Origin of the sequence: Desulfovibrio oxyclinae DSM 11498, from assembly GCF_000375485.1 — a bacterium.
GTDB lineage: Bacteria > Desulfobacterota > Desulfovibrionia > Desulfovibrionales > Desulfovibrionaceae > Pseudodesulfovibrio > Pseudodesulfovibrio oxyclinae.
The window spans coordinates 134,816-160,064 of the sequence record NZ_AQXE01000001.1 but is presented as its reverse complement, the minus strand read 5'-3'; the positions used below and the strand labels follow the sequence as shown (position 1 = coordinate 160,064).

Genomic DNA, 25,249 nt, shown 5'->3' with positions numbered 1-25,249 from the left:
GTTACTATATTACCCCGGTATCACTGTCAAGCATAGCTCGTCTGGCTTTGGAAATGAAGGAAATATCCACGATAGCAAAAGAATAACGGTGTTTCGGCTTGATTATCATTCTAAAAAAAGTTTAGATGTACCCCAAAGATTTCATTCGGCACCATGCCGGACAAAGCCGGGAGATATTGATTTGCCCAGTACCGACAGAAGGATCGTGCTTGCCGTAACCGGTGCGAGCGGGATGCCTTATGCCATGGCAACGGCCAGAGCCCTTGCCGCAGCTCCCGGAGTGGAAACACACCTCATTGCCTCCGAGGCCGCTGAAAAGGTGCTGGCCATCGAAACCGGAATGACCGTGGACGACCTCGCCCAGGGTTGCATCCTTCACGACTGCCACGATATTACCGCGCCACCGGCCAGCGGCTCATGGAAGCACGACGGCATGATCATCTGCCCCTGCACCATGAAGACACTGGCATCCATCGCCAACGGATACGGCGAAGGACTGCTGCACAGGGCTGCGGACGCCACCCTCAAGGAAGGCCGCAAGCTCGTGCTCGTCCCGCGCGAGACGCCGCTTGGGGTCATCCATCTGGAAAACATGCTCCGCGCCGCCAAGGCAGGAGCCGTGATACTCCCGGCCTGCCCGGGCTTTTACCACGAACCCGGCGGAGTCGATGCCCTGGCCGGATTCATCGCCGGCAAGACACTGGATCAACTGGATATCCCCCACGACCTGTTCAGGCGCTGGGGCGACTAGGAGGAACCGATGGAAGTCACCTGGTTCGGTCATTCGAATTTTCGCATCAAAAACCGCGAGACCACGATCCTCATCGACCCGTTCTTCGTGGGCAATCCGGCGGCGCCGGTGACCTACAAGGACATCAAGGAAGCCGACCTGATCCTTGTCACCCACGACCATGCGGACCACGTGGGACAGACTCTTGAGTTGGCCACGCGGCTGGACACCGAAGTGGTTGCCATCTTCGACGTCATCCAGAGCCTGATCGTGCAGGGCCTGCCGGAATCCCTCGGCGTGGGCATGAACATCGGCGGCACCGTCGTACGGTATGGCATTAAGATCAAGATGGTTCAGGCCGCGCACTCCTCCGCCACCGGCTCTCCCGCCGGATTCATCCTGACGTTCGAAGACGGCCGTTGCCTCTACTACGCGGGCGACACCGGCCTGTTCGGCGATATGGCTCTGTTCGGGGAGCGGCACGACATTGATACGGCCTTTCTGCCCATCGGCGGACGCTTCACCATGGACGCCGAGGACGCGGCCCACGCCTGCACCATGATCGGCTGCGATCAGGTGGTGCCCATGCACTGGGGAACGTGGCCGATACTGCTTCAGAACCTACAGGATTTCGAGACCGCGCTGGATCGCAGCTCACCATCCACCAAGATGGTGCCCATGGAGATCGGCAAGCCCTTCGAAATCTAGCGGGATTTGGCCTTTCGCATCCGCTCCAACGCCTCGTGAATGACGGTGGCGCGTTTCTTTCCGATGCCCGGCAAGGACATTATATCCTCCAGCGTGGCCTCCAGCATGGCATCAATTCCGCCAAAGCGATCCCACAGCAACCTTGCCGTTTTGGGACCGACCCCCTCTATGGAGCCCACCTGACTGTCCAGAACACGCTGTTTTCTGGTCTTTCGCTGTGCACCGATAACCAGACGGTGCACCTCATCGCGCACCCGTTGCAGAAAGAGTAGCTCGGGCGATCCGGGTTTGAGCTTCATCGGGTTGCTTCGTCCCGGCCGGAATATTCTGTCCTCCAACTCTCCCGCACGGCGCGACGGCCCCTTGGCAATAGAAGCCAATGGCCAGTCCACCCCGTGCTCGGACAACGCCCGCTCCACCGAGGCGAGCTGACCCTTGCCACCGTCTATAAGCACAAGGTCGGGCCATGGCGGACCGGACTCCACACGACGCGCTGCCCATTCGGCCAAGGCCGCGTAGTCATCGGAACTCCCCTCGGACTCGGGTACCGAGTACACCCGCGTATCATCCTTGGAACGCAGCCCATCCACAAAGACAACCTGCCCCACGCGCATGCCCTGCCCGCCAAGATGTGATGCGTCAACGCCTTCAATGCGCTCCGGCTCCCTGTCTAACCGCAAGGCGTTTTTCAGCATGACGGAAACACCCACCTCGCGATCCGACTCAGCCCTGAGCGCAACGCGAGATGCGAGATCCACAAGATGTTTGTCGCGTGAACCGTAAGGCACCGCCACACGCACCGGCTTGCCGGAGTGCTCGGAAAGGGCCTCCGACACAACCTCAGGGTCCTCAATACCCGGCGCGATGATGCGTGGTGGCAGGAATTTTCCCTTGGTATAGAACTGGATCAGAAAACTGCGAAGCGCTTCGGGCCCTTCTTCCAGCGTCAGGCCCGGCCAGAAGAAATGTTTCTCATCGAGCAGCTTGCCCTGGCGAATGAACAACAGGCCGAGGCCGAGACCGCCAACTGTTTCCGCCATGGCCGCCACATCAAGGTCTTTGCCGTCAGGAAGCACCGCAACCTGCCGTTCCACCGTCTGCTCCACGGCACGAATCTGGTCACGAATGCGGGCCGCCCGTTCGAATTCCAACACTTCAGACGCGGCTTGCATTTCACGGCGAAGTTGATCAAGCAGTTCGGACGTTCTTCCGGCAAGAAACAACTCCACGCGCTTGACGACCTCTCGATACTCATCAGGATCCACATCAAGCACGCACGGCCCGAGGCACTGGCCCATATCATAATAGAGACATGGACGAACGCGGTTGTTGAAGGCGTGGTCGGAGCATTTACGAAGCTGAAAAACCTTGCCCACGAGCTTCCATGTCTGCTTGGCCGCGGCGGCAGAGGTAAACGGACCGAAATGCACGGCGCCATCGCGAACAGCCTTTCGCGTCATCACAAGGCGAGGATACCGATGCGATTTGTCCAGCCGGAAAAGAACATACTGCTTGTCGTCCCGAAGCACCACGTTGTAGCGCGGACGGTGCTTCTTGATAAGACTGGCCTCCAAAAGCAGGGCCTCCTTCTCGGAAGAAGCAAGGAGAATGTCGATCGAAGCGATGCGCTCCACCAGAGCCCGGGTTTTGGGCGTCAGCCCTTCGGGTGCTCTGAAATAGGAAGCAAGCCGCGCCCGGAGGCTGGACGCCTTGCCCACATAAATGATTTTCCCCGATGAATCCTTCATCAGGTACACCCCGGGCGTGCGAGGGAAATCGGTGGCTGAAAATTTGTACTCCGGACTCAACGTGTCGCGCTCCGTTTTTGAAAAATGAGACTTTTTTTGAAGAACCTGACTAATACCGCGTGACAGAAAGGCTATCAAGGACAACAATAAGTACAATTATTTCGAGTATATAAACCTGAACCCGCCAACAGCAAGGGCCAATTTTTTGGACCGTAAAAAAAATTGTACCTTTTTCAAAAAATCACGCCTCTACCCCTTGCATCCCACCACAGGCTCGCGTAAAAGGAGACTCGGTAATGCCAATTGCTTGGCGCAAATTGCAAAAGAAGGAAGGTAAACAATGAAACGTTTTGTCATGATGGCTCTGCTCTGCACTTTCGTGCTGGGCCTGGCCACCACCGCTGCAGCGGCTGACATCAAAGCTTCCGGTGACTACACCTTCGAAGCTTACTGGCAGAGCAACATGGGTCTTGACGAAGACCGCGACGACGAAAGGCCGCAGTCCTACAACGTTCTGCAGCGTCTTCGCACCAAGTTCCAGTTCATCGCCAATGAAAACCTCAAGGGCGTGCTGTACACTGAAGCTGGCACCAGCACCTGGGGTCAGGACGAACTGGCCATCACCGCTAGCTCCGCTAACGTTTTCGAACTGAAGCAGGGTTACATTGATTTCAACTGGCCCGGCACTGAAGTCAACGCTCGCGTTGGTTATCAGGCCCTGTCCCTGCCCTCCGCTGTTGACCTGAACGGCGGCATGATCCTGAATGATGAAGTGGCTGCTGCTACCATAGGCGGTCCGATCACCGAGAACATCTCCTACCTCGTTGGTTACGCCCGCGGTGGTCAGTCCGACGCTCACCTCGGTCAGCAGGACGTCTACTTTGCCGTTGCTCCCATGAGCTTCGACAACATCAAGGTCTCCCCGTTCTTCGCTTACGCCAACCTCGGCGAATCCGTTGACAACGGCACCGTTTTCTCCGGCGGTCGCGCTTTCGCTTCCGGCCTGGCTAACGATGAGCTGGACGGCGCCTGGTGGGCCGGTGTTGCTTTCGAAGGCACCTTTGCTGACTTCGTGACCAAGGCCGACTTCAACTACGGTACCGTTGACGCTGAAGACGACGCTCAGAAGATGTCCGGTTGGCTCTTCGACGCTTCCGTGGCCTACACCGGCTGGGAAGAGTACGTGACCCCGGAACTGTTCTTCGTTTACACCTCCGGTGAAGACGGAAACTCCTCCGACAGCGGTGGCGAATCCGAGCGTATGCCCACCCTCGCTGCTGACTGGGCTATCAGCTCCTTCTACACCGATGGTAACTGGGGCCTCTCCAGCGCCATCGCCGGTAACGACCCGAACCTGCTCGGCTTCTGGGCTCTCGGCCTCGCCATGAACGACTTCTCCTTCATGGAAGACCTGACCCACACCGCCCGCATCATCTACTACACCGGTACCAACGACGAAGACTGGGCTGACGACGTCAACTTCGCCGACTACAAGAACGTTGCTTACGGCAACACCCTCACCGAAGAAGATCACGTTTGGGAAGTCAACTTCGACTCTCAGTACAAGATCTACGACGAACTGACCGGTTACGTCGAACTCGGTTGGGTGAACGCCGACCTGGATGAAGACATCTGGGGCGACGACGCAGGCGGAGACGCCTACAAGCTGTCCATGGGTATGAACTACAGCTTCTAAGCTGTAAGCGAATACCTGCTTGCCAAGCGACATTACCGGGCCGGGGCTTTTGCCCCGGCCCTTTTTTGTTGCCTTCCCCACTCTCGACTTTTCACCACCCCTTGGGTATAGATGGCGTCCCGGCAAGCAGCATATTTTTCCGACCACTCAGCCGCAGAGGAGCAGCATGCCCTGCAAACAACTTACGTACACGGGACATCAGGACTGGGACGAAATCCAGCAGTGGCTGGACAGGCGCAAGGACCCGGACACCAAGGTTGACGGCATTGTCAGGGAAATACTCGACACCATCCGTAGCCGTGGCGACACTGCGCTTGTGGAATACACCGCCAAATTCGATTGCCCGAAAATCACGCGCGAACAATTGACGGTCCCCGAGGAAATCATTCTGGGTGCGCTTGACTCCATCCCGGCCGAAGACAAAGACATTCTTGCGGAAGCCATCGACAATGTCCGGATCTTTCACGAAAAGCAGCGTGAAAACTCGTGGTGGACAACTGCTGAGGACGGCACCATTCTCGGCCAGATGGTGCGCCCGGTGGATCGTGTCGGTCTGTATGTTCCCGGCGGCAAAGGCGGCGAGACTCCGCTCATTTCCAGCCTCATCATGAATGCCATTCCGGCGCAGGTCGCCGGGGTTGAGAGCATTGCCGTGACCTCGCCGCCGCGCGAGGACGGTACGCTCAACCCCTACATCCTCGCCACCGCCGCACTTCTGGGACTGAAGGAAATCCATCTTTCCGGCAGTGCATGGGCCATTGGAGCCCTTGCCTATGGCACCGAAAGCATCGCTCCATGCGATGTCATCGCGGGCCCTGGGAACATCTTCGTTGCCACGGCCAAATCACAACTCATCGGGCAGATCGGCATCGACATGGTGGCTGGCCCCAGCGAAATTGCCATCCTTGCGGATGACTCCGCCAATCCGGAATGGCTCGCCGCCGACATGCTCTCTCAGGCCGAGCACGACCCGCTTGCCGCATCGATTCTTGTTACCGACAGCCCGGAACTGGCCGAAAAGACCTGCGAACAGCTCAAGCTCCAGACCGCGGAACTCCCGCGGGGCGAAATCGCGGCCAAGGCTCTTGCCGACTGGGGAGCGACCATCATTGTAGAGGATCTCGTTACCGGAGCCGATTTGATCAATCGGATCGCGCCAGAACACCTTGAACTGTCGCTTGCCGATCCGTGGTCACACCTCGGCGCCATCCGCCACGCGGGGGCCATCTTCATGGGTCACCATTCCCCGGAACCGGTTGGCGACTACTTCGCAGGGCCGAACCACGTTCTGCCGACATTGCGAACCGTACGGTTCTCCTCCGCCCTGTCTGTTCAAAATTTCTGCAAAAAATCCAGTGTCATCGCAGCAAGCCCGAGCTATGTAGCCGAGCACGGCGACAAGATAGCCCGACTTGCCAGACTGGAAGGCCTTGAGGCACACGCCAGAAGCGTGGAATGCCGCAACAAGAAATCATAAAAGGGAGCCGCCATGAAAACCGTCGTCAACACCGACATCAAGGAATACCCCCTTGTTTCCCGGGGCAAGGTCCGCGACATCTACGAGATAGACGAGCAGACCCTGCTCATCGTGACTACCGACCGCATTTCCGCATTCGACGTGGTCATGCCGGACCCCATCCCGCAGAAAGGCGCGGTGCTCAACAGCATCACCCTGTTCTGGATGGAGCGCATGAAAGACCTGGTGCCCAACCACGTCATCGCTTCTCGCGTGGATGACTACCCCGAGCCGCTCAAGGCCCACCGTGAAATGCTCGAAGGCCGTTCCGTGCTGGTCAAAAAGGCCAAGCCGCTGCCTATTGAATGTATTGTACGCGGCTTCATCACCGGCTCCGGTTGGAAGGATTACCAGAAGACCGGCGAAGTCTGCGGGCATAAACTGCCGGACAACCTTCAGGAATCGGAAATGCTCCCTCAGCCCCTTTTCACGCCTTCCACCAAGGCCGATCTCGGGGATCACGACGAAAACATCACGCTGGAGCGCGCCGCCGAACTCGTCGGCGAAAGCATGATGCGTCAGGTCGAGGAGCTTTCGCTCTCCATTTACAGCCGTGCCCGTGACTACGCCCGGGAACGCGGCATCATCATCGCGGACACCAAATTCGAATTCGGCATCGTGGACGGTGAACTCACCCTCATCGACGAAGTGCTGACCCCTGATTCCTCCCGCTTCTGGCCGGTCGAAGGCTACGAAGCCGGAAAGTCCCAGCCCAGCTTTGACAAGCAGTACATGCGCGACTGGCTTGTGGACATCGGATTCAACAAACAGCCCCCCGGACCTTCCATACCGGAAGAAATCGCCGAGGGCACAAGAAAGAAATACCTCGAAGCCTACAAGCTGCTTACGGGCAGCGATCTTTCGAGTTAGGAGGACGCCATGGGCGATCTCGCCATACTGGGAATTGTCTTCGTCGCCGGTTACGTCATCGCCCGCTTCGTCTTCCCGAAGCTGGGCATAAAGCTGGGCTGAGGCCCGGACAAGGCGTGCGGCTGGAAGCCGCAAGACGATGGCGACAAGCTTGACAGCAACAAGGAAAGGGACTAAATACCCTCTCTTGCCTTGCTCTGCTCCGCGCCACGGAGCGGGGCCCATGACCAAAAGGAGGAAACATGGCATCTTACGAAACCCTTCTGCTGCTCTCCCCCGAACTGGGTGAGGAGAACCGCAAGGAAATCCTGGACAAATTCACCGGGATCATCGCCGATCAGGGCGGCGAAATGTCTGAGACCGACGAGTGGGGCATGCGCACCCTCGCCTATCCCGTTCAGAAGCAGTCCCGGGGCTACTACGTGCGCCTGGTGTTTGACGCTCCCGGCAAGCTGATCGCCGAGCTGGAACGTCACATCCGCATCACCGACGGCATCTTCAAGTTCATCACCGTCAAGCAGGCCGCGTAAGGAGGATCGAAAATGGCATTTCGCAAAAAATTCACTCCGCGTAGGAAGTTCTGCCGGTTCTGTGCCGACGCTGAACTCCCCCTGGATTACAAGCGCCCGGACGTCCTCAAGGACTTCGTGACCGAGCGCGGCAAAATCATTGCCCGTCGCATCACCGGTACCTGCGCCAAGCATCAGCGCAGGCTGACCACCGAGGTCAAGCGCGCTCGCCAGATGGCTCTTCTGTACTACACCACTGTCCACTCCACGGACGTGAAAAAGAAGACCAACCTGTAGGGAGGACGCATCATGAAACTTATTCTTCGTGCTGACATCGACTCCCTCGGTCGCCTCGGCGACGTGGTTACCGTCAAGCCGGGCTATGGCCGCAACTACCTGATTCCTCAGGGATTTGCCGCTCCGGCTACCGCTGCATACCTGAAGCAGTTCGAGCTTGAGCGCAAGAAGCTCCAGGCCCAGGCCGACCGCCTGCGCGCCGACGCTGAAGAACTGGCTGCCAAGATTGCCGCCACCCCGGTGGAAATCACCGTGCGTGTGGGTGAAGGCGACAAGCTGTACGGCTCCGTCACCCCGACCCACATTGCCGACGCCATGGCCGAACAGGGTGTGGACATCGACCGCCGCAAGATCGTGCTGGAAGACCCCATCCGTTCTCTGGGCGAGTTCGAAATCGAAATCAAGCTGCATCCGGATGTTCGCGGCGAGCTGAAGCTCACTGTCGCCAAGAAAGGCGGCGTGATCGAGGAGCCCGTCGAGGAAGCTCCGGCTGCCGAGGCCGAGCCCGAAGCGGCTGCCGAATCCGCCGATGCCGAGACCGAATAAGTCCGGCAACTATCGCAACGCAAAGACGTCGGAGGAGGCCCTGCAAGGGGCTTCCTCCGACATTTTGCGTAAAGTCCCTCCGCACAACCTTGAGGCCGAACAGGCCGTTCTGGGCGGCGTATTCCAGAGTCCGTCCCTGTTCAACTCGCTCGTCGAGATCGTTCAGGGCGATCATTTCTATTCTCCTTCTCACAAGGCCATTTTCGAGGCCTTTACGGAACTTTCGCGCAGCAACAGCCCAATTGACCTGATCACGGTGGGCAACCACCTGAGCACCAAGGGCACGCTCGATTCCATCGGCGGTCCGGTTTATCTGGCTGAGCTGGCCGACTCCGTGGTCAGCGCCTCCAATGCGAACTACCATGCCAAGATTGTTCGCGACAAAGCCATCCTGCGTCAACTTATCGACATTTCCGCAAACATCATCGGCAGTTGTTTCGAGACAGGCAATGTGGATGAGATGCTCAGCGTTGCGGAAAAAGACATTTTCAAGATCGCGCAGTCCAAGGCCGAGACCAACATGCTCGACAGCAAACGGCTGGTGGGCAAGGTCTTTGAGGAACTGACGCACAAATTCGAAAACAAGAGCGCGGTCACGGGGATCCAGACCCATTACACAGAGTTTGACAAGATGACGGCCGGACTGCAGAAATCCGACCTGCTCATCGTCGCGGGCCGACCTTCCATGGGCAAGACCGCATTCGCGCTGAACCTCGCACTTCGCGCCGGAGCCCGTTCCGAGGTTCCCACGGCTGTTTTTTCGCTCGAAATGTCCATGGAACAGCTCATGACACGCCTGCTCGCGGTTCAGAGTCAGGTGCATCTGAGCAATCTGCGTACTGGCTACCTTGAGGACGACGACTGGCAGCGTCTTTACGAGGCTGCCGATGTTCTTCAGCAGGCCCCTATCTTCATTGACGATACGCCCGCTCTGTCCACGTTGGACCTTCAGGCCAAGTGCCGCCGACTGAAGGCCGAGCACGACATCGGTCTGATCGTGGTGGACTACCTGCAGCTGATGCGCTCCAGTGCCCGTCCCGACTCGCGTGAGCAGGAAATCTCCGACATTTCCCGAAGCCTCAAGGCGCTTGCCAAGGAGCTGGACGTTCCGGTCATCGCCCTCTCGCAGCTCAACCGCAAGGTCGAAGAACGCACGGACAAGCGTCCCATGATGTCCGACCTGCGTGAATCCGGAGCTATCGAGCAGGACGCCGATATCATCATCTTTCTGTATCGCGATGCCGCTTACAACAAAAGCGATGACAACCCTCGCAAATTCGAGGCGGAAGTCATCATCGGCAAACAGCGTAACGGTCCGACGGGTTCCCTCACCCTGTATTTCAAGAAGGAATGCACCCTCTTCGAAAACATGGAGACACTGCCGTACGGTTCCGAATACGGCGAAAATCCGCAGCAGTCCGAATAACCAACCAAGAACAAGGGGCCATCATGTATTTCGATCCCGCTGAAACCCTCGCCCGCCCTGAACTGGAGAAATTGCAGGCCGAACGGCTTCGCGCCGTGGTCAAAAATGCCATGACTTCTCCTTTTTATGCGGAAAGGCTCAAGGATTTCGACCCCGAGGACATTCGGACCGCCGCGGACATCACCAACCTGCCTTTCACTACCAAGGATGACCTTCGCGGGCAGTATCCATACGGTCTGCTGACACGTCCCCTTGATGAGTTCGTGCGCCTGCACGCCTCGTCCGGCACCACCGGTACACCCACGGCCATTCTCTACACTCAGAAGGATCTGGACACCTGGGCCGAGCTCATGGCCCGTTCCATGTATGCGGTGGGTATCCGTCGCTCCGACGTGCTCCAGAACCTGAGCGGCTATGGCCTGTTTACCGGCGGACTGGGCATCCACTACGGCTCCGAGCGCCTTGGCTGCCTCACCATTCCGGCCGGGGCAGGCAACACCAAACGTCAGATCAAGCTCATTCGCGATTTCAACGTTACCGCGATGCACATCATCCCGTCCTTTGCGCTCTACTTTGCCGCCAAGGTGCGGGAAGAAGGCTATGAGCCGGAAGACATGCCGTGGAAAATCGCCCTGATCGGCGCGGAACCGCACACCGAGGAGACCCGCCGGCGCATCGAAGAAATGCTGCACCTCAAGGCGTACAACTCCTACGGTCTTTCGGAAATGAACGGTCCCGGCGTGGCCTTTGAATGCACCGAACAGAACGGAATGCACGTATGGGAAGACTCCTACATCGCAGAAATCATCGATCCCGCAACTGGTGAACATGTTCCCGAGGGCGAGATCGGCGAACTGGTCATGACCACCCTGACACGTGAAGGCATGCCCATTATCCGCTACCGCACGCGTGATCTCACGCGTTTCCTGCCCGGCGAATGTCCTTGCGGCCGCACCGGACGGCGCATTGACCGCATCGCAGGCCGCGCGGACGACATGCTGATCCTCAAGGGCGTGAACATTTACCCCATGCAGATAGAGCAGGCGCTCATGTCCATGCCCGAGGTGGGACAGAATTACCTTATCGAACTCTTCCGCGAAGGATATATGGATCAGTTGCGCGTCAAGGTGGAGATCAAGGACGAGTACTTCGTGGAAGACATGCGCGCCCTGCAAGGACTTCAGAAGCGCATCGCCGCGAGGCTGTGCGACGAGATTCTCGTCACCCCGCGCGTGGAACTGGTCATGCACGATTCCATCCCCAAGGCGCCGGGCAAGGCCGTGCGCGTGATGGACCTTCGCGACAAGGAGTAGTCATCCATGGAGTACCTCTGGTCGAGTCTGATCATCCTTCTTCTGTTGGCCTCCCAAATCATCAACGTCTTCGGAGGCCCGGCCAACTGGATAGCCCTCGCACTCGTGGCCCTGTGGAAGTGGATCTATCCCGAGTCCATGGGCTGGGGCTTCGTCGCAGTTCTCGCAGTCATGGCAGTGGTGGGCGAAGTTCTTGAGTTCGTCATGCAGTGTTGGGGCGCCAAGCGCTATGGAGCCACTGGACGAGGTAACGTCGGCGGCATCGTCGGAGCCATCATCGGCGCCATATTTGGTGCACCCTTCTTCTTCGGCATCGGCGCGATACTTGGAGCGCTCGGGGGGGCCTATCTTGGATGCCTCGTGGTGGAGCTGCCCGGAAAGGGCATGGAAGCCGCCAAATACGCAGCCCTTGGTTCTTTCTGGGGCAAGGCGTTCGGCTTCACCATCAAGTTCAGCCTCGGTGCGGCCATGGTGGTGCTGAGCATTCCCCGCGTCTGGCCGTAATCCGCAATTCCCCTCAGAAAAGGGATGATCTTCCCGAGCGTCTGTTGTAACCGGAACCTCGACGACCCGATCGTTCCAAGCAATTCAACCAATGGATGACCCGACCATGAGCAAGGACATTTTTCCCGATTACCGCGGCAACATGGAATATTTCTGTCTGGGCTGCGGCAAGCGTTTCCCCACGGACGAACTGCATTACACCTGCCCCGACTGCGGTGGCGTGTTCCTGCTGGAAGACCTGAACTTCGACGAGTTGAAGAAGACGTCCGGACTGGAATGGCGCAGAATTTTCGATAAACGCGCGGCATCCAAGAATACCGCCCTGCGCGGCATCTTCCGCTTTTACGAGCTGATGGCCCCGGTGCTGAACGAAGATGACATCGTCTACCTCGGCGAAGGGAACACCCCGGTAGTGGCTTCGTCCGACTCACTGAATGAGCGCACGGGCCTGCGAACCGCTTACAAGAACGACGGACAGAACCCCAGCGCGTCCTTCAAAGATCGTGGAATGGCCTGCGCATTCAGCTATCTCAAATCCCTGACACGTGCCAAGGGATGGGATGAAATCCTGACTGTATGCGCCTCCACAGGCGACACCTCTGCGGCGGCTGCGCTCTACGCCTCGTACGTCGGCGGTCCCATCAAGTCCGTGGTTATTCTTCCGCAGGGCAAAGTCACCCCCGCGCAGCTTTCTCAGCCGCTTGGCTCCGGCGCCACCGTGCTGGAAGTTCCCGGAGTTTTCGACGACTGCATGAAGGTTGTCGAGCACTTGGCAGACAACTATCGCGTTGCGCTTCTGAACTCCAAGAACGCATGGCGCATCCTCGGTCAGGAGTCATACGCATTCGAAATCGCGCAGTGGTATGATTGGGATCTGGATGGAAAATGCGTTTTCGTCCCCATCGGAAATGCTGGAAACGTTACCGCGATCATGGCCGGTTTCCTCAAACTCCACGCGCTTGGAGTCATCGAGAAACTGCCGCGCATCTTCGGTGTTCAGTCGCATCACGCGGACCCGGTGTACCGTTATTATTCGGTGGAAGATCCCGCAGAGCGCGAATTCTCTCCCGTGAAAGTGACGCCAAGCGTGGCGCAGGCCGCCATGATCGGCAACCCGGTGTCTTTCCCGCGCGTGAGGCATTTTGCTGAAAAGTTCGAAGCCATCGGCGGCCGCGACGCCTTCCAGGTGGTTCAGGTAACCGAGCAGCAGATCATGGATTCCATGATCCTTGCCAACCGGAACGGACACATCGCCTGTACACAGGGCGGAGAATGCCTTGCTGGAGCAGCCCGCGCAAAGGAACTGGGGCTTGTTTCCGACGAGGAAACCTGCGTGCTCGACTCCACTGCCCATCACCTGAAGTTTGTCGATTTTCAGCAAATGTATTTCGACAATTCCTTCCCGGCCGACTACGAAGTCACCCCCGACACCAGCCTTGCGAACCGCCCCGAACTGGTGCTTTCCGCCGAGGAAAAGGACCGGCTTCCCGCCGAGGAATTTGCTAAAACTACGGCTGAAATGGTCGTCAGCAAGCTCGGGCTGAGCAAGAAATAGACTCGCTTTCAAACAAAAATTGGGGCTTTCTGTAAACAGAAAGCCCCAATTTTTTTGACTCATAGACCCAAATTCCGATCATTCATTCCAGTCTTTGACATTCATTTCGATACGGGGAATGCCGTCAAAGCGGTCAATTTTCGGGGTGAACGCAAAGCTCATCACAGAATTCTGGGACGAATGATGAAGCGATTCCGCCTTTCGCCACGCTTTGGCCGGGAGGCAGGCACCGGTTTTATCGTCACGAAGCACCAGCTTGACATGCTCCCTCTCGCGCCCGAATCGCCTGTAATCCTGAACCACTACCGGCTCCGAAGTAAACACCGGTTCCGGGTTGCCGATCCCGAACGGCTGCAACAGGTCAAGCTCACGAAGCAGTGTGTGAGTGATTTCTGGAAAGGCCAACTCGCGGTCCACTTTCAGTCTCGGAGCCAACGGTTTTTCGCCCACTTCACGGGCCACGATCGCATCAAAACGCTTGCGCAGTTCATCAAGATTCTCGCGCTTCAGTGACATTCCCGCCGCCTGACGATGCCCTCCGAAACCTTCCAACAGGTCTTCCAGTTCGCATAATCCGCCATGCAAATCGAACTCATCAATGCTGCGCCCCGAACCTTTGAGCAGTCCTGTCTCCGGATCCTGCGTCACGAGCAGGCAGGGCCGGTAAAATCTTTCCACAATACGCGAGGCCACAATCCCCACAATTCCGGAGTGCCAATGCTCTGCAAAAAGGACAAAACCACGATGATCAAGCATGGAGTGAGCCTGCCGCATGGCCTCTTCCGTGATCTCCTGCTCGGTTTTTCTGCGCTCGGCGTTGACCGCATCAAGCTCGGTGGCAATGGGCAAAGCGGCCTCATAGGTATCCGCCGTGAGCAGTTCCAGTCCCTTTTCGGGACTGCCGAGGCGACCGGCTGCGTTGATTCTCGGCGCAAGGTGAAAACCGATCTGACCAGCCCCAAGTTCTGCGTAGCGATCAAAATTGCTCACCGTCTTGAGAGCGGCAAGCCCCGGACGGTTGGCTTCCTTGATTTTCAAAAGGCCGTTCTTGACCAGAATGCGGTTCTGTCCTGAAAGCGGAACCACGTCCGCAATGGTCCCCAGCGCCACAAGATCGAGTAGCGAACGCATGTCCATACGCTCGCCCGGAAGGAGAGAATTGAGTCTGGCCATGATCATCCACGCCACACCGACACCGGCCAGCGCTTCATACGGCCCCCCTTCTCCGCCGGGGAGTCTGGGGTTGCAGATGGCGTCCGCAACGGGATACTCCTCAGCCGGAAGGTGATGGTCACTGACCACCACGACCATGCCGAGTTCCTTTGCCCGTCGGATTGGTTCAAAATCGGTGATGCCGCAGTCCACCGTCAGAAGCATGCTAACGCCGCTGCGAGCCAGTTCTTCAACCCCGGGAACGTTCATGCCGTACCCTTCCTCAAGGCGGTTCGGCAGGTGGTGCTGAATCTTTATTCCGCGAGCAGCAAAAAACTCTTTCACCACAGTGGAGGAAGTGATTCCATCAACGTCATAGTCCCCCCAGACCGCTACCGAGCGTCCTTCGGCAATGCCCTGAGCGAGTGCGTTAGCCGCGTCTTCCAGTCCCGGAATTGTCGAGGGATGCGCCAGATGCTCCAGCCTCGGGCTGAGAAAACGATCCATGGCTTCGGTGGAATGAAGCCCTCGGCTCCATAATATCTCGGCAAGCAGCGGAGTAATGTTGAGCTGTTCAGCCATTTTTTCAACGTCGGCAGGTACCGCCTCGTCGAAACGAGGTATCCATTTACAGGGCAATTTTCACTCCTTTAGGAAAAAAGATCAGGCGACCATGCCTGCGAAATGAGACGCTTCGCCGGACTCCAGCCGCTCGGAGGCGCGGTCTACGAGCGGGTCCAGCTCCAGCCCGAGCTGCGGCGCTATCTTTGTGGTGACAGTGCTCAGAGGATGATCGCTATCCATGGCAAGGTGGGCCACCGCATCGGCAAGACAGAGGATGGCGGCCTCGTAACGGTAATCCCCCGCCAGCTTGGGCGCGTGGTGCCAGTTGACCGGTTCCACGAGTTCAACAGGAAGGTCCCAGTATTTCAGCACGAGAGAACCTATCACGGCGTGGTCCATTCCCCAGTACGCGTCTTCGGCCTTGTAGGATGCGACGCCGTCACGCTTGGCGGCCGCGTGCATGGCTTCCCAGTCGGCCGGGCGCTTGAGCGCTGTGATGAGCTTGCCCACATCGTGCAGAAGCCCTGCCGTGAACATGGTGTCCGGCTCACCCTTTCCGAGCGACTTGGCCATATGCTGGGCCTGATCTGCGGTAAGAAACTGGTGGATCCAGTAGGTGCTGAGGGAAAAATCCTCTGGAACAGAATACTTTTCCGAAAGGGCTGTCACGCCAATGGTTATGACGATGTTGCGAATCTCGCAGAGCCCCAGCACCGCTGCGGCGCGTTGAACCGAGGACACCTCGGCCTGAAGACCGTAGTAAGCGGAATTGGCCTGACTGAGGATGCGTGCGGTAAGCCCCTGATCCACGGAGATGGTGTCGGCGATCTCATCCATGGACGCGTAGGAACTTTCACCGGTCTGCTTGAAAAGCTTCTGAAACAGCTCCGGGGAAAAAGGGAGATCTTCCTTGAGTTCCGGAAGTTCCGCCAGAAAGTCCTGTACGCTGGCCTGCACTGATTCTCCTGTTCTAAAGGTCTATCTGAACCTTCTTCTTGCTGCCCCCGCCGGGCTTGGGCTTCCCGTCAAGCATGCCGTTCTTGTCGAGAAATTCCCAGAACTTCTTGCTTTCTTCAAGCTTCGGGTTCAGCTCAAGGCTCTTCTTGAGATATTCAATGCACTGCTTCAACTCGCCCTGCTCGTAAAAGACGCGGGCGATGTTGTGGTACAGATGCTCGTCGGTATTCTCCGCAAGGTTCTCCGCCCTGAGGTAGTAGTCAAGCGCCTGATCGTACATGCGGTTCTTGCGCAGGTTGATACCGAAGTCGTTGAAAAGGTGTTTGTGCTCGGTTTCGAAAGCCGCGTCCAGTTTGACCAGACGCTTGAATATGTCGTTGGCCTTCACCTGATCGCCACGGTCCAGATAGGTCAGACCGAGGCCGAAGTTGGCGCGCACGTTGTCCTCGTCGAGGTTCGTGGCCTGCTTGAACTCGAATTCCGCGCTATATTGGGCGCCGCGAGCACGATGCTGCTCGCCGCGAACAATGGTATCATCCAGCTCCTGCATGGCCGGGTAAACCGTCTGGATATAGAACTCCGGCTCGGGGCTGAACTTTTCCAGAAACTCGTCTTTGGGTACGTTGCGCTTGGGCCCGGAAGGAATGAAGCTCTTGTTCAGCGGCTGCACGTCCACACCCTCGTCGTCGCGCTCCATACAGTACCAGTAGGTCTTCTGAATGGTCTTGCGCTGCGTCGTGCCGGTGCCGACCTTCACCACGTTCTGCGTGGAGAAGACGCCGCTGATCTTGTTCTCACCAAGTCCGGCAACCTGAGCGGTTTCGGGCTTGTCAGTCCGACCGGATGTCATGCACACCCCTTGGGGACTCCACTAGAGGGAGTCGCGAATTTCTCTGACTATGGCGTCAGCGGTCGCCTGAGGGTCCGAAGAACCGGTTATGGGCCTTCCCACAACCAGAAAATCCGACCCTGCCGCCACGGCCCTTGCGGGCGTCATGACCCGGCGCTGGTCGCCGACCTCGCTGCCGACGGGGCGAATTCCCGGGGTAAGACACTGATATTCTTCACCACAGGCATTCTTGATGGCCTCCGCCTCCATGGCGGAGCATACAACCCCATCAAGTCCATACTGCTTCCCTTTCGAAGCAAGGTCAAGAACCAGATCCCCGATATCACCGTGAAAATCAAAAGGAAGGTCATCGCTCTCCATGCTGGTCAGCACCGTGACACCGAGAAGAAGCGGTTTTTGGGCTCCGGCTTCGGTGGCCTCATCGCGTCCGGCAAGAGCGGCCTGCGCCATGCGCCTGCCGCCGAGCATGTGAATGTTGACCATGTCCGCACCGCTTTTCACCGCGGAACGGACCGCGCCTCGCACGGTATTGGGAATGTCCATGAACTTGAGGTCCACGAAGACCTTGAAGCCCATCCCCTTGAGTTGCCGTACCAACTCGGGGCCTTCGGCCACGAAGAGTTCAAGGCCGACTTTCACCCAAGGGACGCTGCCGGAGAGCTTTTCCGCCATACCCAAGGCGCTTTCGGCATCGGGATAGTCCAAGGCAACAACAAGCTCAGCCATCGTTCCACTCCTCCAGCAGTTCGTCCAGCATACCTTCGTACTGCATGGGCCGGGCTTTTCCGGCCAGATACACCGAGCGGAATTCCTGATAAGCGCGCTCCACCTCGTCGTTCACCACCCAGAAGTCGAAACTTCCGGCGCGTTCAAGTTCGCCGCGCGCGTTCTCCATCCGGCGCTCCACCGCCTCGGGAGAATCAGTACCGCGCCCCTTGAGCCTGCGCAGAAGCTCCTCGCGGGACGGCGGCAACAGGAATGCATAGACGCCTTCGGGGAAGGTACGTCTGAGCTGCATGGCACCCTGCACGTCGATGTCGAAGAGCACGTCGCTCCCGGCTTCGAGCATGTCGCGGACCGGCTGGGTGGCGGTACCGTAAAAGTTGTCGTGGACCTCGGCCCACTCGCAGAATTCCCCGCGCGAACGCATGGCGATAAACCTGTCACGGCTGACGAAATGGTAGTGTTCCCCATCCCGCTCTCCTTCACGCGGAGGGCGGGTCGTATAGGAGACGGAAAAACCGATGTCCGGAAATTCCTCTCTCAGTCGTGCGGTGAGTGTGCTTTTGCCGGTGCCGCTCGGAGCGCAGACGACCAGTACCAGACCTTTGCGCTCAGGGGATTTGGGCTCCGGCATCTACTCGCCCTCCTCCGCGCTGAAGCGCTGGCCGATGGTTTCCGCCTGAATTGCGGAGAGAATAACGTGGTTGGAGTCGGTGATGATGATGGCTCGTGTTTTGCGGCCCTGCGTGGCGTCAATGAGTCGCCCGTCCTGTCGCGCGTCCTCACGAAGACGCCGCATGGGTGCCGAGGTCGGATTGACAATGCTCACAACGCGTCCGATCACAACAAAGTTGCCGAAGCCGATATTCAGCAGGCCATGTCTTTGTCCCTGTTTCTGCATGTCCACCTACTCGATGTTTTGAACCTGTTCGCGGCATTTTTCCAACTCGGCCTTGAAGTCCACAACCAGTCTGCTGACGGCGGTGTCCTGAGCCTTGTTGCCGCAGGTATTGATTTCACGGAAGGTTTCCTGAAGGATGAAATCGAGCTTTTTCCCGGCATCGCCGTCCGAATCCAGCACCTCGGCAAGCCGCACGAGGTGAGAATCAAGCCGGGTAAGCTCTTCCGACACATCCAACTTATCAGTAAGAATGGCAATTTCCTGAAGAATCCTGTCCTCGGAGAACTCCGCACCCGCCGCGTCGAGGGCTTCGCGGATTCTGGTCCGCAGAGCTTCGCGCTTTTCGGCAAGAACCTCGGGAATCCGCTCTGCTATCTGAGCGGTGTACTCCCTCAGCACCGAAACTCGACTGTCGAGGTCGCGGGCCATGTCCTCGCCTTCGGCCTCGCGGGACGCCTTCCATTCGGCAAGGGCATTCTCCAGACCGCGACCAAGGCTGTCCAGCAGACCGGGATCCGGCTCGCCGCCGGCCTCGCGCCACAGATTGGACATGCCCATCACACGGTTGAAGTCAGGCTCAAACGTCTGCCCGTGACGCTGGGCCAATTCGGAAAGCTGGACGAACATGGCGTCGGCCATGGTCTCGTTGAGAGTAACCCCCAGCAACTCGGGACTCTTGACCTCAAGATTGAGGGAAATATCGACCCGTCCCCGCGAGGCAAAACGGCGCACCACCTTCTCCCATGCATTTTCCATGCACCGCAGGGAGCCGGGGAGCCTCCATTTTACATCGAGAAAACGGCCATTTACGCTGCGGATTTCCCATACGTGGGAAAACCCTTCGCCTCCGGTTTCGCATCTTCCGAATCCGGTCATGCTAACTGGCATATGATTTGAACCTCACTGAATTTCGCGCATAATATACAAACAGTGGAGTGCTGTCAGCAACCCTGTCAACTTTCTTTGCAAATGATTACGCCGTCCTCGACACGCACCGGAGCGCAGCGCACCAGACGCTTGGGGGAAGCCGAAGACGAGGGGTTCTCGATCCGGCAGGATGCGTAATACTCGCTTACGCCTCGTCCCTCGCCATCCTGCACCAGCACGGAAAGCTCGGGGAGCCGCAACAGTTTCTCCAGAAAGTCGGCCTTGCCTTTGGCGGCGACCTCACGAAGCCGTTTCGCGCGGTCTTTTTTCACGTTGCCGGGCAGTTGCCCGTCCATTTCCGCTGCCGGAGTATCCGGCCTTGGCGAAAAAGGAAATACGTGCGCATAGCTCAGAGGCAGCTTGCGGCAGAACTCCAGCCCATTTTCAAACTCCGCTCCGGTCTCACCGGGGAACCCTGTAAGCAGATCCGCCCCGAGGCCGAAGACAGGCCACACGTCCCTGAGGCGTTCAAGAAATTCAAGAGCCTGTTCCGGACGGTAATGCCCGCGGCCCATGCGTCGCAGCACCTCCGAGTCACCGCTTTGCAGCGACAGGTGCAGCTGGGGTGCCACCAGAGAAGAATCGGCCAGAACGGCCAGAGCCTTTTCGCCCAGCTGCCCCGGCTCAAGGGAAGAAATGCGAAGCCTTGCCCTACCCTTCCACTCATGGCCGAAGCGCGCTTCGATTTCGCCCAACAGGTCCCAGAAATCTGGCTTTTCCGGTAAATCACGCCCGAACTGGCGCAGATTGACCCCGGAAAGAACCATCTCGCGGAACCCGGCGTCCAGCAGACGGCGAATCTCGTCCAGCACGTCCCCTGTGGGCCTGCTCACGCTGGCCCCTCGCGCGAGGGGAACAATGCAGTAAGTGCAGCGGTGCGAGCAGCCGTCCTGCACTTTGACCACGGCGCGGGAACGGCCATATCCGGAAACGGAAAATGCGGGAAAGACTTTTTCAGAGGAGACATGGCCGACGGAATCCAGACCTTCCAGCAGCACGGCCTTATCCTTGTGGGGCACCAGCCGCTGCACTCCGGGCAGCTCCGCCACTTCATCCGCAGCCACCTGCGCAGCGCAGCCGGTGACGATGATCTCGGCCTGCGGGTTGTCGCGATGCAGACGGCGCACCAGTCGGCGCAGGTCAGCCACGGCATTGGCGGTAACCGCGCAGGAATTCACGAGGATGACGTCGGCTTCGGCTTCGTCCTGCACTTCGAGCGCGCCAGACGCACTCCACGCTTCGCTCACCGAGCGGGTTTCGTACTGGTTGATTTTGCAACCGAGGGTGGCGGTGTAAAATTTTCTCATGTAACCTCGTTCATACGCTCCGTTCGGAGATCCGGCATGAACGGGGTGCTACATTCAAACCCTGCGAGGGTCAAGATGATCAAGACGGCACTGCCGATCATTATGCTTCTGTTTCTCGCCGGCTGTCAGACCATAGGCCTGACCGCCGGGGTGAATTACGGCCGCGGCGCCATCGGCGTCAGCGCGTACAACGACTTTCTCTACCCCGCCCCCAATCAGGCATACAAACTCAACAAGAAGGGCTACGAAGCCTTCAAGGCACGCAATTATGAAGAGGCTGTCCCTTACTTTCGGGCCGTGCTGAAAAAGTATCCGAACAATCCCGACGCGCAGTTTTATCTGGGACTGACGGAGATAGGGCTTGGTGAACGGGAAAAGGGCCTGCAGCGGCTGAAATCCTTCCGCGCGCCCAACAGTTTTCGGCAGCAGGAGGAGGTACGCTGGTGGGCGGAGTACTTCATGCGCCACAAGGACCGGATGCCCTCGGACATCTACAACACCATGCGCCGCGTGCGTAACGAAGGGTATCAACAGGATCGCCGGAACGTGTGGGAGCCCATCGATACCCTTTATGATGACAGGTTCTAGAACTCGCTTTCGATGATCCCGCCGCCAAGCAAGGTGCCGTCCGGCTTGTACAGGGCGGCGATCTGCCCCGGCGTGGGCCGCGACTGGGGCTCGATGAAACTCAGGCGCATCCTGTCGCCCTCGATCTCCCAGCGCCCGGCCTTGTTGGCCTGCCGGTAGCGGGTGCGGATATCCACCACATCGGGCCAGCTTGCGGGATCCGAGAACACGTTCACGTTTCGGATAACGCATCCGTTGCTGGCCAGTTCGGATTGCGGGCCGACTATAAGTTCGTTGCGCTCCACGTCCTTGTCCAGGACATACAGTGGCTCCGACCACGCCACGCCGAGTCCGCGCCGCTGGCCCTGCGTGTGACGCCACAGGCCGCGATGCTCGCCGACCTTCGTGCCGTCCTTGAGCACGATCGCACCGCCATCCGGCATGGGCCCCAAGGTTTCCAGAAACTGCTGGTAATCGTCGCCCGGCACGAAACATACGTCCTGACTTTCCGTCGGGATGGGCGGCTCCACGCCGCGTCGCTCAAGCGAATCGGGAATATCCTTCTTGAACTGCTCCGCCAGCGGGAAATACGAAGCAAGCAGGCGCTCTCTGGGAACCAGCGAAAGGAAATAGCTCTGGTCCTTGGTGGGGTCGGCCGCGCGTCTGGGCATGAGGCCCATTCCCGGCACCTCGCGAGTGCTGAAGTAGTGGCCCGTGGCAATTCGTTCAGCTCCCAGCTCCCGGCAGCGGTCGAGGAAAACACCGAACTTCACTACCGGATTGCACACGGCGCACGGGTTGGGTGTCAACCCCTGAATGTAGGCTTCCCGGAACGGCTCGATGACCGATTTGCGAAACGCTTCGCGCAGATCAACGGCATGGAACTCCACGCCGAGCCGTTCGCATTCCCGTTCCAGACCTTCCACGGTCCGATCCTGTTCCTCGCTGCGGGGCAGAAACAGGCCATGCACGGCTACCACGTCGTGTCCCGAATCGAGCAGGGACACCAGCGCCTGCAGGCTGTCCATGCCTCCGCTTACTGCGGCGGCTATTCGCATCGACCTTCTCCTCGCTTGATGGTCATTATTTTTGATACTGCCATGAAACGCCATTTTACGAAAGCATCGGCTCGAAACACCGCGTCTCAGGGCGGGGCGCACCATGTCACTTCAAGGCGTATTCGGCAACAGATGATCCCCACAATCAGGAAGGTTACAGCGGCAGGCATCCATGCTATGGATTTCATGGTTCATTCAACTTTCAAGGGGGGACTTTGACAATGCGACTGACGATTCTCTTCACGGCACTGATGCTCCTCGCATCCCACATCCCGGGGGCTCAGGCCTGCACCACCATGATCATCACCAAGGGGGCCAGCGCCGACGGTTCCGCCATGGTCGCTCATTCGGATGATGACGAACTCGGCGACCAGCGACTCATCCGCGTTCCGTCCACGCAGCAAGAGGGGCAGCGGGCGATATTTCGGGAGAACTACCCCTACCCCAGACTGGTGACCGATGACCGCGGACCATTCTACAACACCAAAGGGCACGAGCCTTCCAAGCCGATCGGCACAGTGCCGTATGAGAAAATTCGCGAAAAGGCGGGCAAGAAGGACGCCCGGTCCTACGCCTATTTCGACGGCAACTATGGCATCATGAACGAACACAATCTCATGATGGGCGAGTGCACCAACGCAGCCAACTTCGAGCCCGGCCCGGTCAGCCGCGAGCAGGCCCGCAAGCACGGCAAGCCCATGCGCCTCTTCTACAGCTCCGAGCTCTCCAGGATCGCGCTTGAAAACTGCCGCGACGCGCGCACGGCCGTCAAGCTGATGGGCTGGCTCATCGACGAGTACGGCTACTACTCCACCGGCGAGACGCTTCTCGTGGCAGATGAAAACGAGGCATGGGTCATGGAAATGTGCGCCCTGCCGAACAAGCGCCACCACTCCGCATGGGTCGCCAAACGCGTTCCCGACGGCGAGTTCTTTGTGGCGGCCAACGAATTCCGCATTCGTGACGTCCAGTGGGATGACCCGGACAATTTCCTTTACTCGGAACACCTTAAGCCGGGCCTCAAGGCTCTCGACTGGTGGGACGGCGAATCGACCCTCGACTGGCTGCGCGCAGTCAGCCCCGGCGAGTACAACCACCCCTACTACTCCCTGAGGCGGGTATGGCGCGTCTTCGACCGCGTCAATCCGAGCCTCGGCCTTTCTCCGTGGGTGGATGACGGCTACACCCGCGACTACCCCTTCTCCATCAAGCCTCAGCACAAGCTCACGCCGCAGGACGTGTTTTCTCTCTACCGCGATCACTACGAAGGCACACAGTTCGACCTGACGCGCGGCACCGCCGCCGGCCCCTACGGCGATCCGCACCGCTTCGTCGGCCCGTACGACGGCAACCAGAACGACGTGAGCAAGGGCAAGAAAGCCTACGGCGCATGGGAACGCGCCATTTCCGTATTCTATCAGGGCTACACCTTCGTCTGCCAGACCCGTCCGGACGCCCCCGAAGCGGCCAAGGGCATCCTGTGGTTCGGCCCGGACGTCTCCTACACCACGGTCTTCACGCCGTTCTTCGCCAAGGCCGAGTCGATCCCGGCTGCCTATCAGACCGGCAGCCCGCAGCACTTCGACCGGAAATCCGCATGGTGGGCCTTCGACTTCGTGGGCAACTGGTCGCGCCTCAACTTCCAGCAGATGACGCGCGCCGACATCATCCCGCTGCAACAGGACCTTGAAGACATGGAAATGGAACACATCGCTTTCATGGACGAGGCCATAGAAGGATTGAGTGAAGAAAAGGCCGTGCAGGAGCTGACCGAATTCGGCAACAAGAACGCCGAGCATGTACTCACGACATGGCGCACGCTTGGCGATAAGCTCGTTGCCAAATATTCGGACGGCTACATCAACGTTCCCGGCAGCCCGGTCAAGGCCGTCGGGTATCCTTCCCACTGGCTGAAGCGGACCGACTATTCGGACGGCCCTACCAGCTACGACATGAAGTAACCGCAAGAGGCCGCCTCCGGGCGGCCTCTTCATTGCGCTTGCCGGGACGGACGTCTGGTGATAGCAACTGGCGCCATGGCAAAGAAGCAGCGCGCAGATCAGCTCATCCATCAGCAGGGGCTCGCCGAAAGCCGCGAAAAGGCCAAACGCCTGATCATGGCCGGCAAGGTCCATTTCATGGACAGGGGCCAGAAGACCCCGGTAACCAAGCCCGGACAGCAATTCCCGGAAGGCACGGAGTTCACCGTCCCCGAAGACGACCGCTTCGTGAGCCGCGGCGCCTTCAAGCTGCTGACAGCCATAGAGACATTCGACATCGACTGCTCAAACAAGGTAGCGCTCGACGCAGGAGCCTCCACCGGCGGCTTTACCGACTGCCTGCTCCAGCACGGCGCGTCACGCGTGTACGCCGTTGACGTGGGATACGGCCAGCTTCACGAGCGCCTTCGCACCGACGAACGGGTTGTGAACATCGAACGCACCAACATCCGGCACGCGGAGCCGGACCTGATTCCCGAACCGCTGGACATGGTGGTTGCGGACGTTTCTTTCATCTCGCTGACCAAGATCATGCCCGCCTGCGTGCGATTCCTGAAGCCCGAAGGGGAAGTCGTGACCCTCATCAAGCCGCAGTTCGAAGTGGGACCCGGCCAGACCGACCGGGGCGTGGTGCGCGACGAAACGCTCCGGCAGGAAACCGTGGATTCCGTGCTGGCCTTCATGCGCGACGAACTCGGCATGGAGTGCATTGGCGTGGTTCCATCACAGATTCTCGGCCCCAAGGGCAATCAGGAGTATCTGGCCTACCTGAAAAAGGTTGCCTGATATCATTTAGCCGACTACGCTCTCCGATTTTGGGTGGTT

25 protein-coding genes are annotated in these 25,249 nt (G+C 58.7%); 15 read left to right on the top strand and 10 right to left on the bottom strand.

The window, feature by feature from the left end; all coding sequences use genetic code 11:
* The first annotated feature begins 181 nt into the window (after positions 1–181).
* Positions 182–751: a UbiX family flavin prenyltransferase gene (locus B149_RS0100790; protein ID WP_040372090.1), complete on the top strand. Its 570-nt coding sequence runs from the start codon at positions 182–184 to the stop codon at positions 749–751.
* Positions 752–760: 9 nt separating this feature from the next.
* Complete coding sequence (locus B149_RS0100785) at positions 761–1,438, top strand: metal-dependent hydrolase (protein WP_018123252.1); 678 nt, start codon at positions 761–763, stop codon at positions 1,436–1,438.
* Here B149_RS0100785 and uvrC read toward each other — a convergent pair.
* Positions 1,435–3,246 (bottom strand): excinuclease ABC subunit UvrC, encoded by a 1,812-nt coding sequence (uvrC, locus tag B149_RS0100780; RefSeq protein ID WP_026167375.1) that lies wholly within the window; start codon positions 3,244–3,246, stop codon positions 1,435–1,437. The two genes, B149_RS0100785 and uvrC, sit on opposite strands and share 4 nt — an antisense overlap.
* Positions 3,247–3,526: 280 nt before the next feature.
* On the opposite strand from uvrC, the gene B149_RS0100775 reads away from it, so the two are divergent.
* The 10 genes from B149_RS0100775 (at position 3,527) to thrC (ending at position 13,418) form a co-directional block, all read left to right on the top strand.
* Entirely contained in the window at positions 3,527–4,882 is a 1,356-nt protein-coding gene (locus tag B149_RS0100775) for an outer membrane homotrimeric porin (RefSeq protein WP_018123250.1), read from the top strand.
* Between the two features lie 166 nt (positions 4,883–5,048).
* Positions 5,049–6,359, top strand: coding sequence for a histidinol dehydrogenase (gene hisD / locus B149_RS0100770; RefSeq protein ID WP_018123249.1), 1,311 nt, complete (start codon positions 5,049–5,051; stop codon positions 6,357–6,359).
* A 12-nt stretch (positions 6,360–6,371) separates the two neighbouring features.
* A complete protein-coding gene (locus tag B149_RS0100765) occupies positions 6,372–7,268 on the top strand; it encodes a phosphoribosylaminoimidazolesuccinocarboxamide synthase (protein ID WP_018123248.1) in 897 nt (298 codons plus the stop codon).
* A 242-nt stretch (positions 7,269–7,510) separates the two neighbouring features.
* Complete coding sequence (gene rpsF, locus B149_RS0100755) at positions 7,511–7,798, top strand: 30S ribosomal protein S6 (protein WP_018123246.1); 288 nt, start codon at positions 7,511–7,513, stop codon at positions 7,796–7,798.
* Positions 7,799–7,810: 12 nt separating this feature from the next.
* The gene (gene rpsR, locus B149_RS0100750; RefSeq protein ID WP_018123245.1) at positions 7,811–8,074 is read left to right on the top strand and encodes a 30S ribosomal protein S18; all 264 of its coding nucleotides are present in this window, start codon (positions 7,811–7,813) and stop codon (positions 8,072–8,074) included.
* A 12-nt stretch (positions 8,075–8,086) separates the two neighbouring features.
* Positions 8,087–8,620: a 50S ribosomal protein L9 gene (gene rplI, locus B149_RS0100745; RefSeq protein WP_018123244.1), complete on the top strand. Its 534-nt coding sequence runs from the start codon at positions 8,087–8,089 to the stop codon at positions 8,618–8,620.
* On the top strand, positions 8,604–10,046 hold the full coding sequence (dnaB, locus tag B149_RS0100740; RefSeq protein ID WP_018123243.1) for a replicative DNA helicase: 1,443 nt from the start codon (positions 8,604–8,606) through the stop codon (positions 10,044–10,046). Before rplI ends, dnaB begins: the two co-directional genes overlap by 17 nt.
* 23 nt (positions 10,047–10,069) lie before the next feature.
* Positions 10,070–11,359, top strand: coding sequence for a phenylacetate--CoA ligase family protein (locus tag B149_RS0100735; protein ID WP_018123242.1), 1,290 nt, complete (start codon positions 10,070–10,072; stop codon positions 11,357–11,359).
* Between the two features lie 6 nt (positions 11,360–11,365).
* On the top strand, positions 11,366–11,863 hold the full coding sequence (locus B149_RS0100730) for a DUF456 domain-containing protein (RefSeq protein ID WP_018123241.1): 498 nt from the start codon (positions 11,366–11,368) through the stop codon (positions 11,861–11,863).
* A 106-nt stretch (positions 11,864–11,969) separates the two neighbouring features.
* Complete coding sequence (gene thrC / locus B149_RS0100725; RefSeq protein ID WP_026167374.1) at positions 11,970–13,418, top strand: threonine synthase; 1,449 nt, start codon at positions 11,970–11,972, stop codon at positions 13,416–13,418.
* A gap of 78 nt (positions 13,419–13,496) precedes the next feature.
* Here thrC and recJ read toward each other — a convergent pair whose 3' ends face one another.
* From recJ to mtaB, 8 genes are all read right to left on the bottom strand, one after another.
* A complete protein-coding gene (gene recJ / locus B149_RS0100720) occupies positions 13,497–15,152 on the bottom strand; it encodes a single-stranded-DNA-specific exonuclease RecJ (protein ID WP_018123239.1) in 1,656 nt (551 codons plus the stop codon).
* An 81-nt stretch (positions 15,153–15,233) separates the two neighbouring features.
* Positions 15,234–16,091, bottom strand: a complete 858-nt coding sequence (locus B149_RS0100715; protein ID WP_018123238.1) for an HDOD domain-containing protein — start codon at positions 16,089–16,091, stop codon at positions 15,234–15,236.
* Between the two features lie 13 nt (positions 16,092–16,104).
* Positions 16,105–16,941: a tetratricopeptide repeat protein gene (locus tag B149_RS0100710; protein WP_018123237.1), complete on the bottom strand. Its 837-nt coding sequence runs from the start codon at positions 16,939–16,941 to the stop codon at positions 16,105–16,107.
* Positions 16,942–16,962: 21 nt separating this feature from the next.
* Positions 16,963–17,667: an orotidine-5'-phosphate decarboxylase gene (gene pyrF / locus B149_RS0100705; protein ID WP_018123236.1), complete on the bottom strand. Its 705-nt coding sequence runs from the start codon at positions 17,665–17,667 to the stop codon at positions 16,963–16,965.
* Positions 17,660–18,298 carry a guanylate kinase gene (gmk, locus tag B149_RS0100700; RefSeq protein WP_018123235.1) on the bottom strand — a complete coding sequence of 213 codons (639 nt, stop codon included), beginning with the start codon at positions 18,296–18,298 and terminating at the stop codon, positions 17,660–17,662. The genes pyrF and gmk overlap by 8 nt, the downstream gene beginning before the upstream one ends.
* A complete protein-coding gene (locus B149_RS0100695) occupies positions 18,299–18,565 on the bottom strand; it encodes a DUF370 domain-containing protein (protein ID WP_026167371.1) in 267 nt (88 codons plus the stop codon).
* Positions 18,566–18,571: 6 nt separating this feature from the next.
* On the bottom strand, positions 18,572–19,453 hold the full coding sequence (locus B149_RS0100690) for a YicC/YloC family endoribonuclease (RefSeq protein ID WP_026167370.1): 882 nt from the start codon (positions 19,451–19,453) through the stop codon (positions 18,572–18,574).
* A gap of 65 nt (positions 19,454–19,518) precedes the next feature.
* On the bottom strand, positions 19,519–20,799 hold the full coding sequence (gene mtaB, locus B149_RS0100685) for a tRNA (N(6)-L-threonylcarbamoyladenosine(37)-C(2))-methylthiotransferase MtaB (protein WP_018123232.1): 1,281 nt from the start codon (positions 20,797–20,799) through the stop codon (positions 19,519–19,521).
* Positions 20,800–20,874: 75 nt separating this feature from the next.
* Here mtaB and B149_RS0100680 point away from each other — a divergent pair, with 75 nt between their 5' ends.
* Entirely contained in the window at positions 20,875–21,387 is a 513-nt protein-coding gene (locus tag B149_RS0100680) for a tetratricopeptide repeat protein (protein ID WP_040372089.1), read from the top strand.
* On the opposite strand, the gene mnmA is transcribed toward B149_RS0100680, so the two are convergent.
* Positions 21,384–22,424 (bottom strand): tRNA 2-thiouridine(34) synthase MnmA, encoded by a 1,041-nt coding sequence (mnmA, locus tag B149_RS0100675; protein WP_018123230.1) that lies wholly within the window; start codon positions 22,422–22,424, stop codon positions 21,384–21,386. The two genes, B149_RS0100680 and mnmA, sit on opposite strands and share 4 nt — an antisense overlap.
* Positions 22,425–22,645: 221 nt before the next feature.
* On the opposite strand from mnmA, the gene B149_RS0100670 reads away from it, so the two are divergent.
* Positions 22,646–24,385, top strand: a complete 1,740-nt coding sequence (locus B149_RS0100670; protein ID WP_018123229.1) for a dipeptidase — start codon at positions 22,646–22,648, stop codon at positions 24,383–24,385.
* A 75-nt stretch (positions 24,386–24,460) separates the two neighbouring features.
* Entirely contained in the window at positions 24,461–25,210 is a 750-nt protein-coding gene (locus tag B149_RS0100665) for a TlyA family RNA methyltransferase (protein WP_018123228.1), read from the top strand.
* Positions 25,211–25,249: the final 39 nt, after the last annotated feature.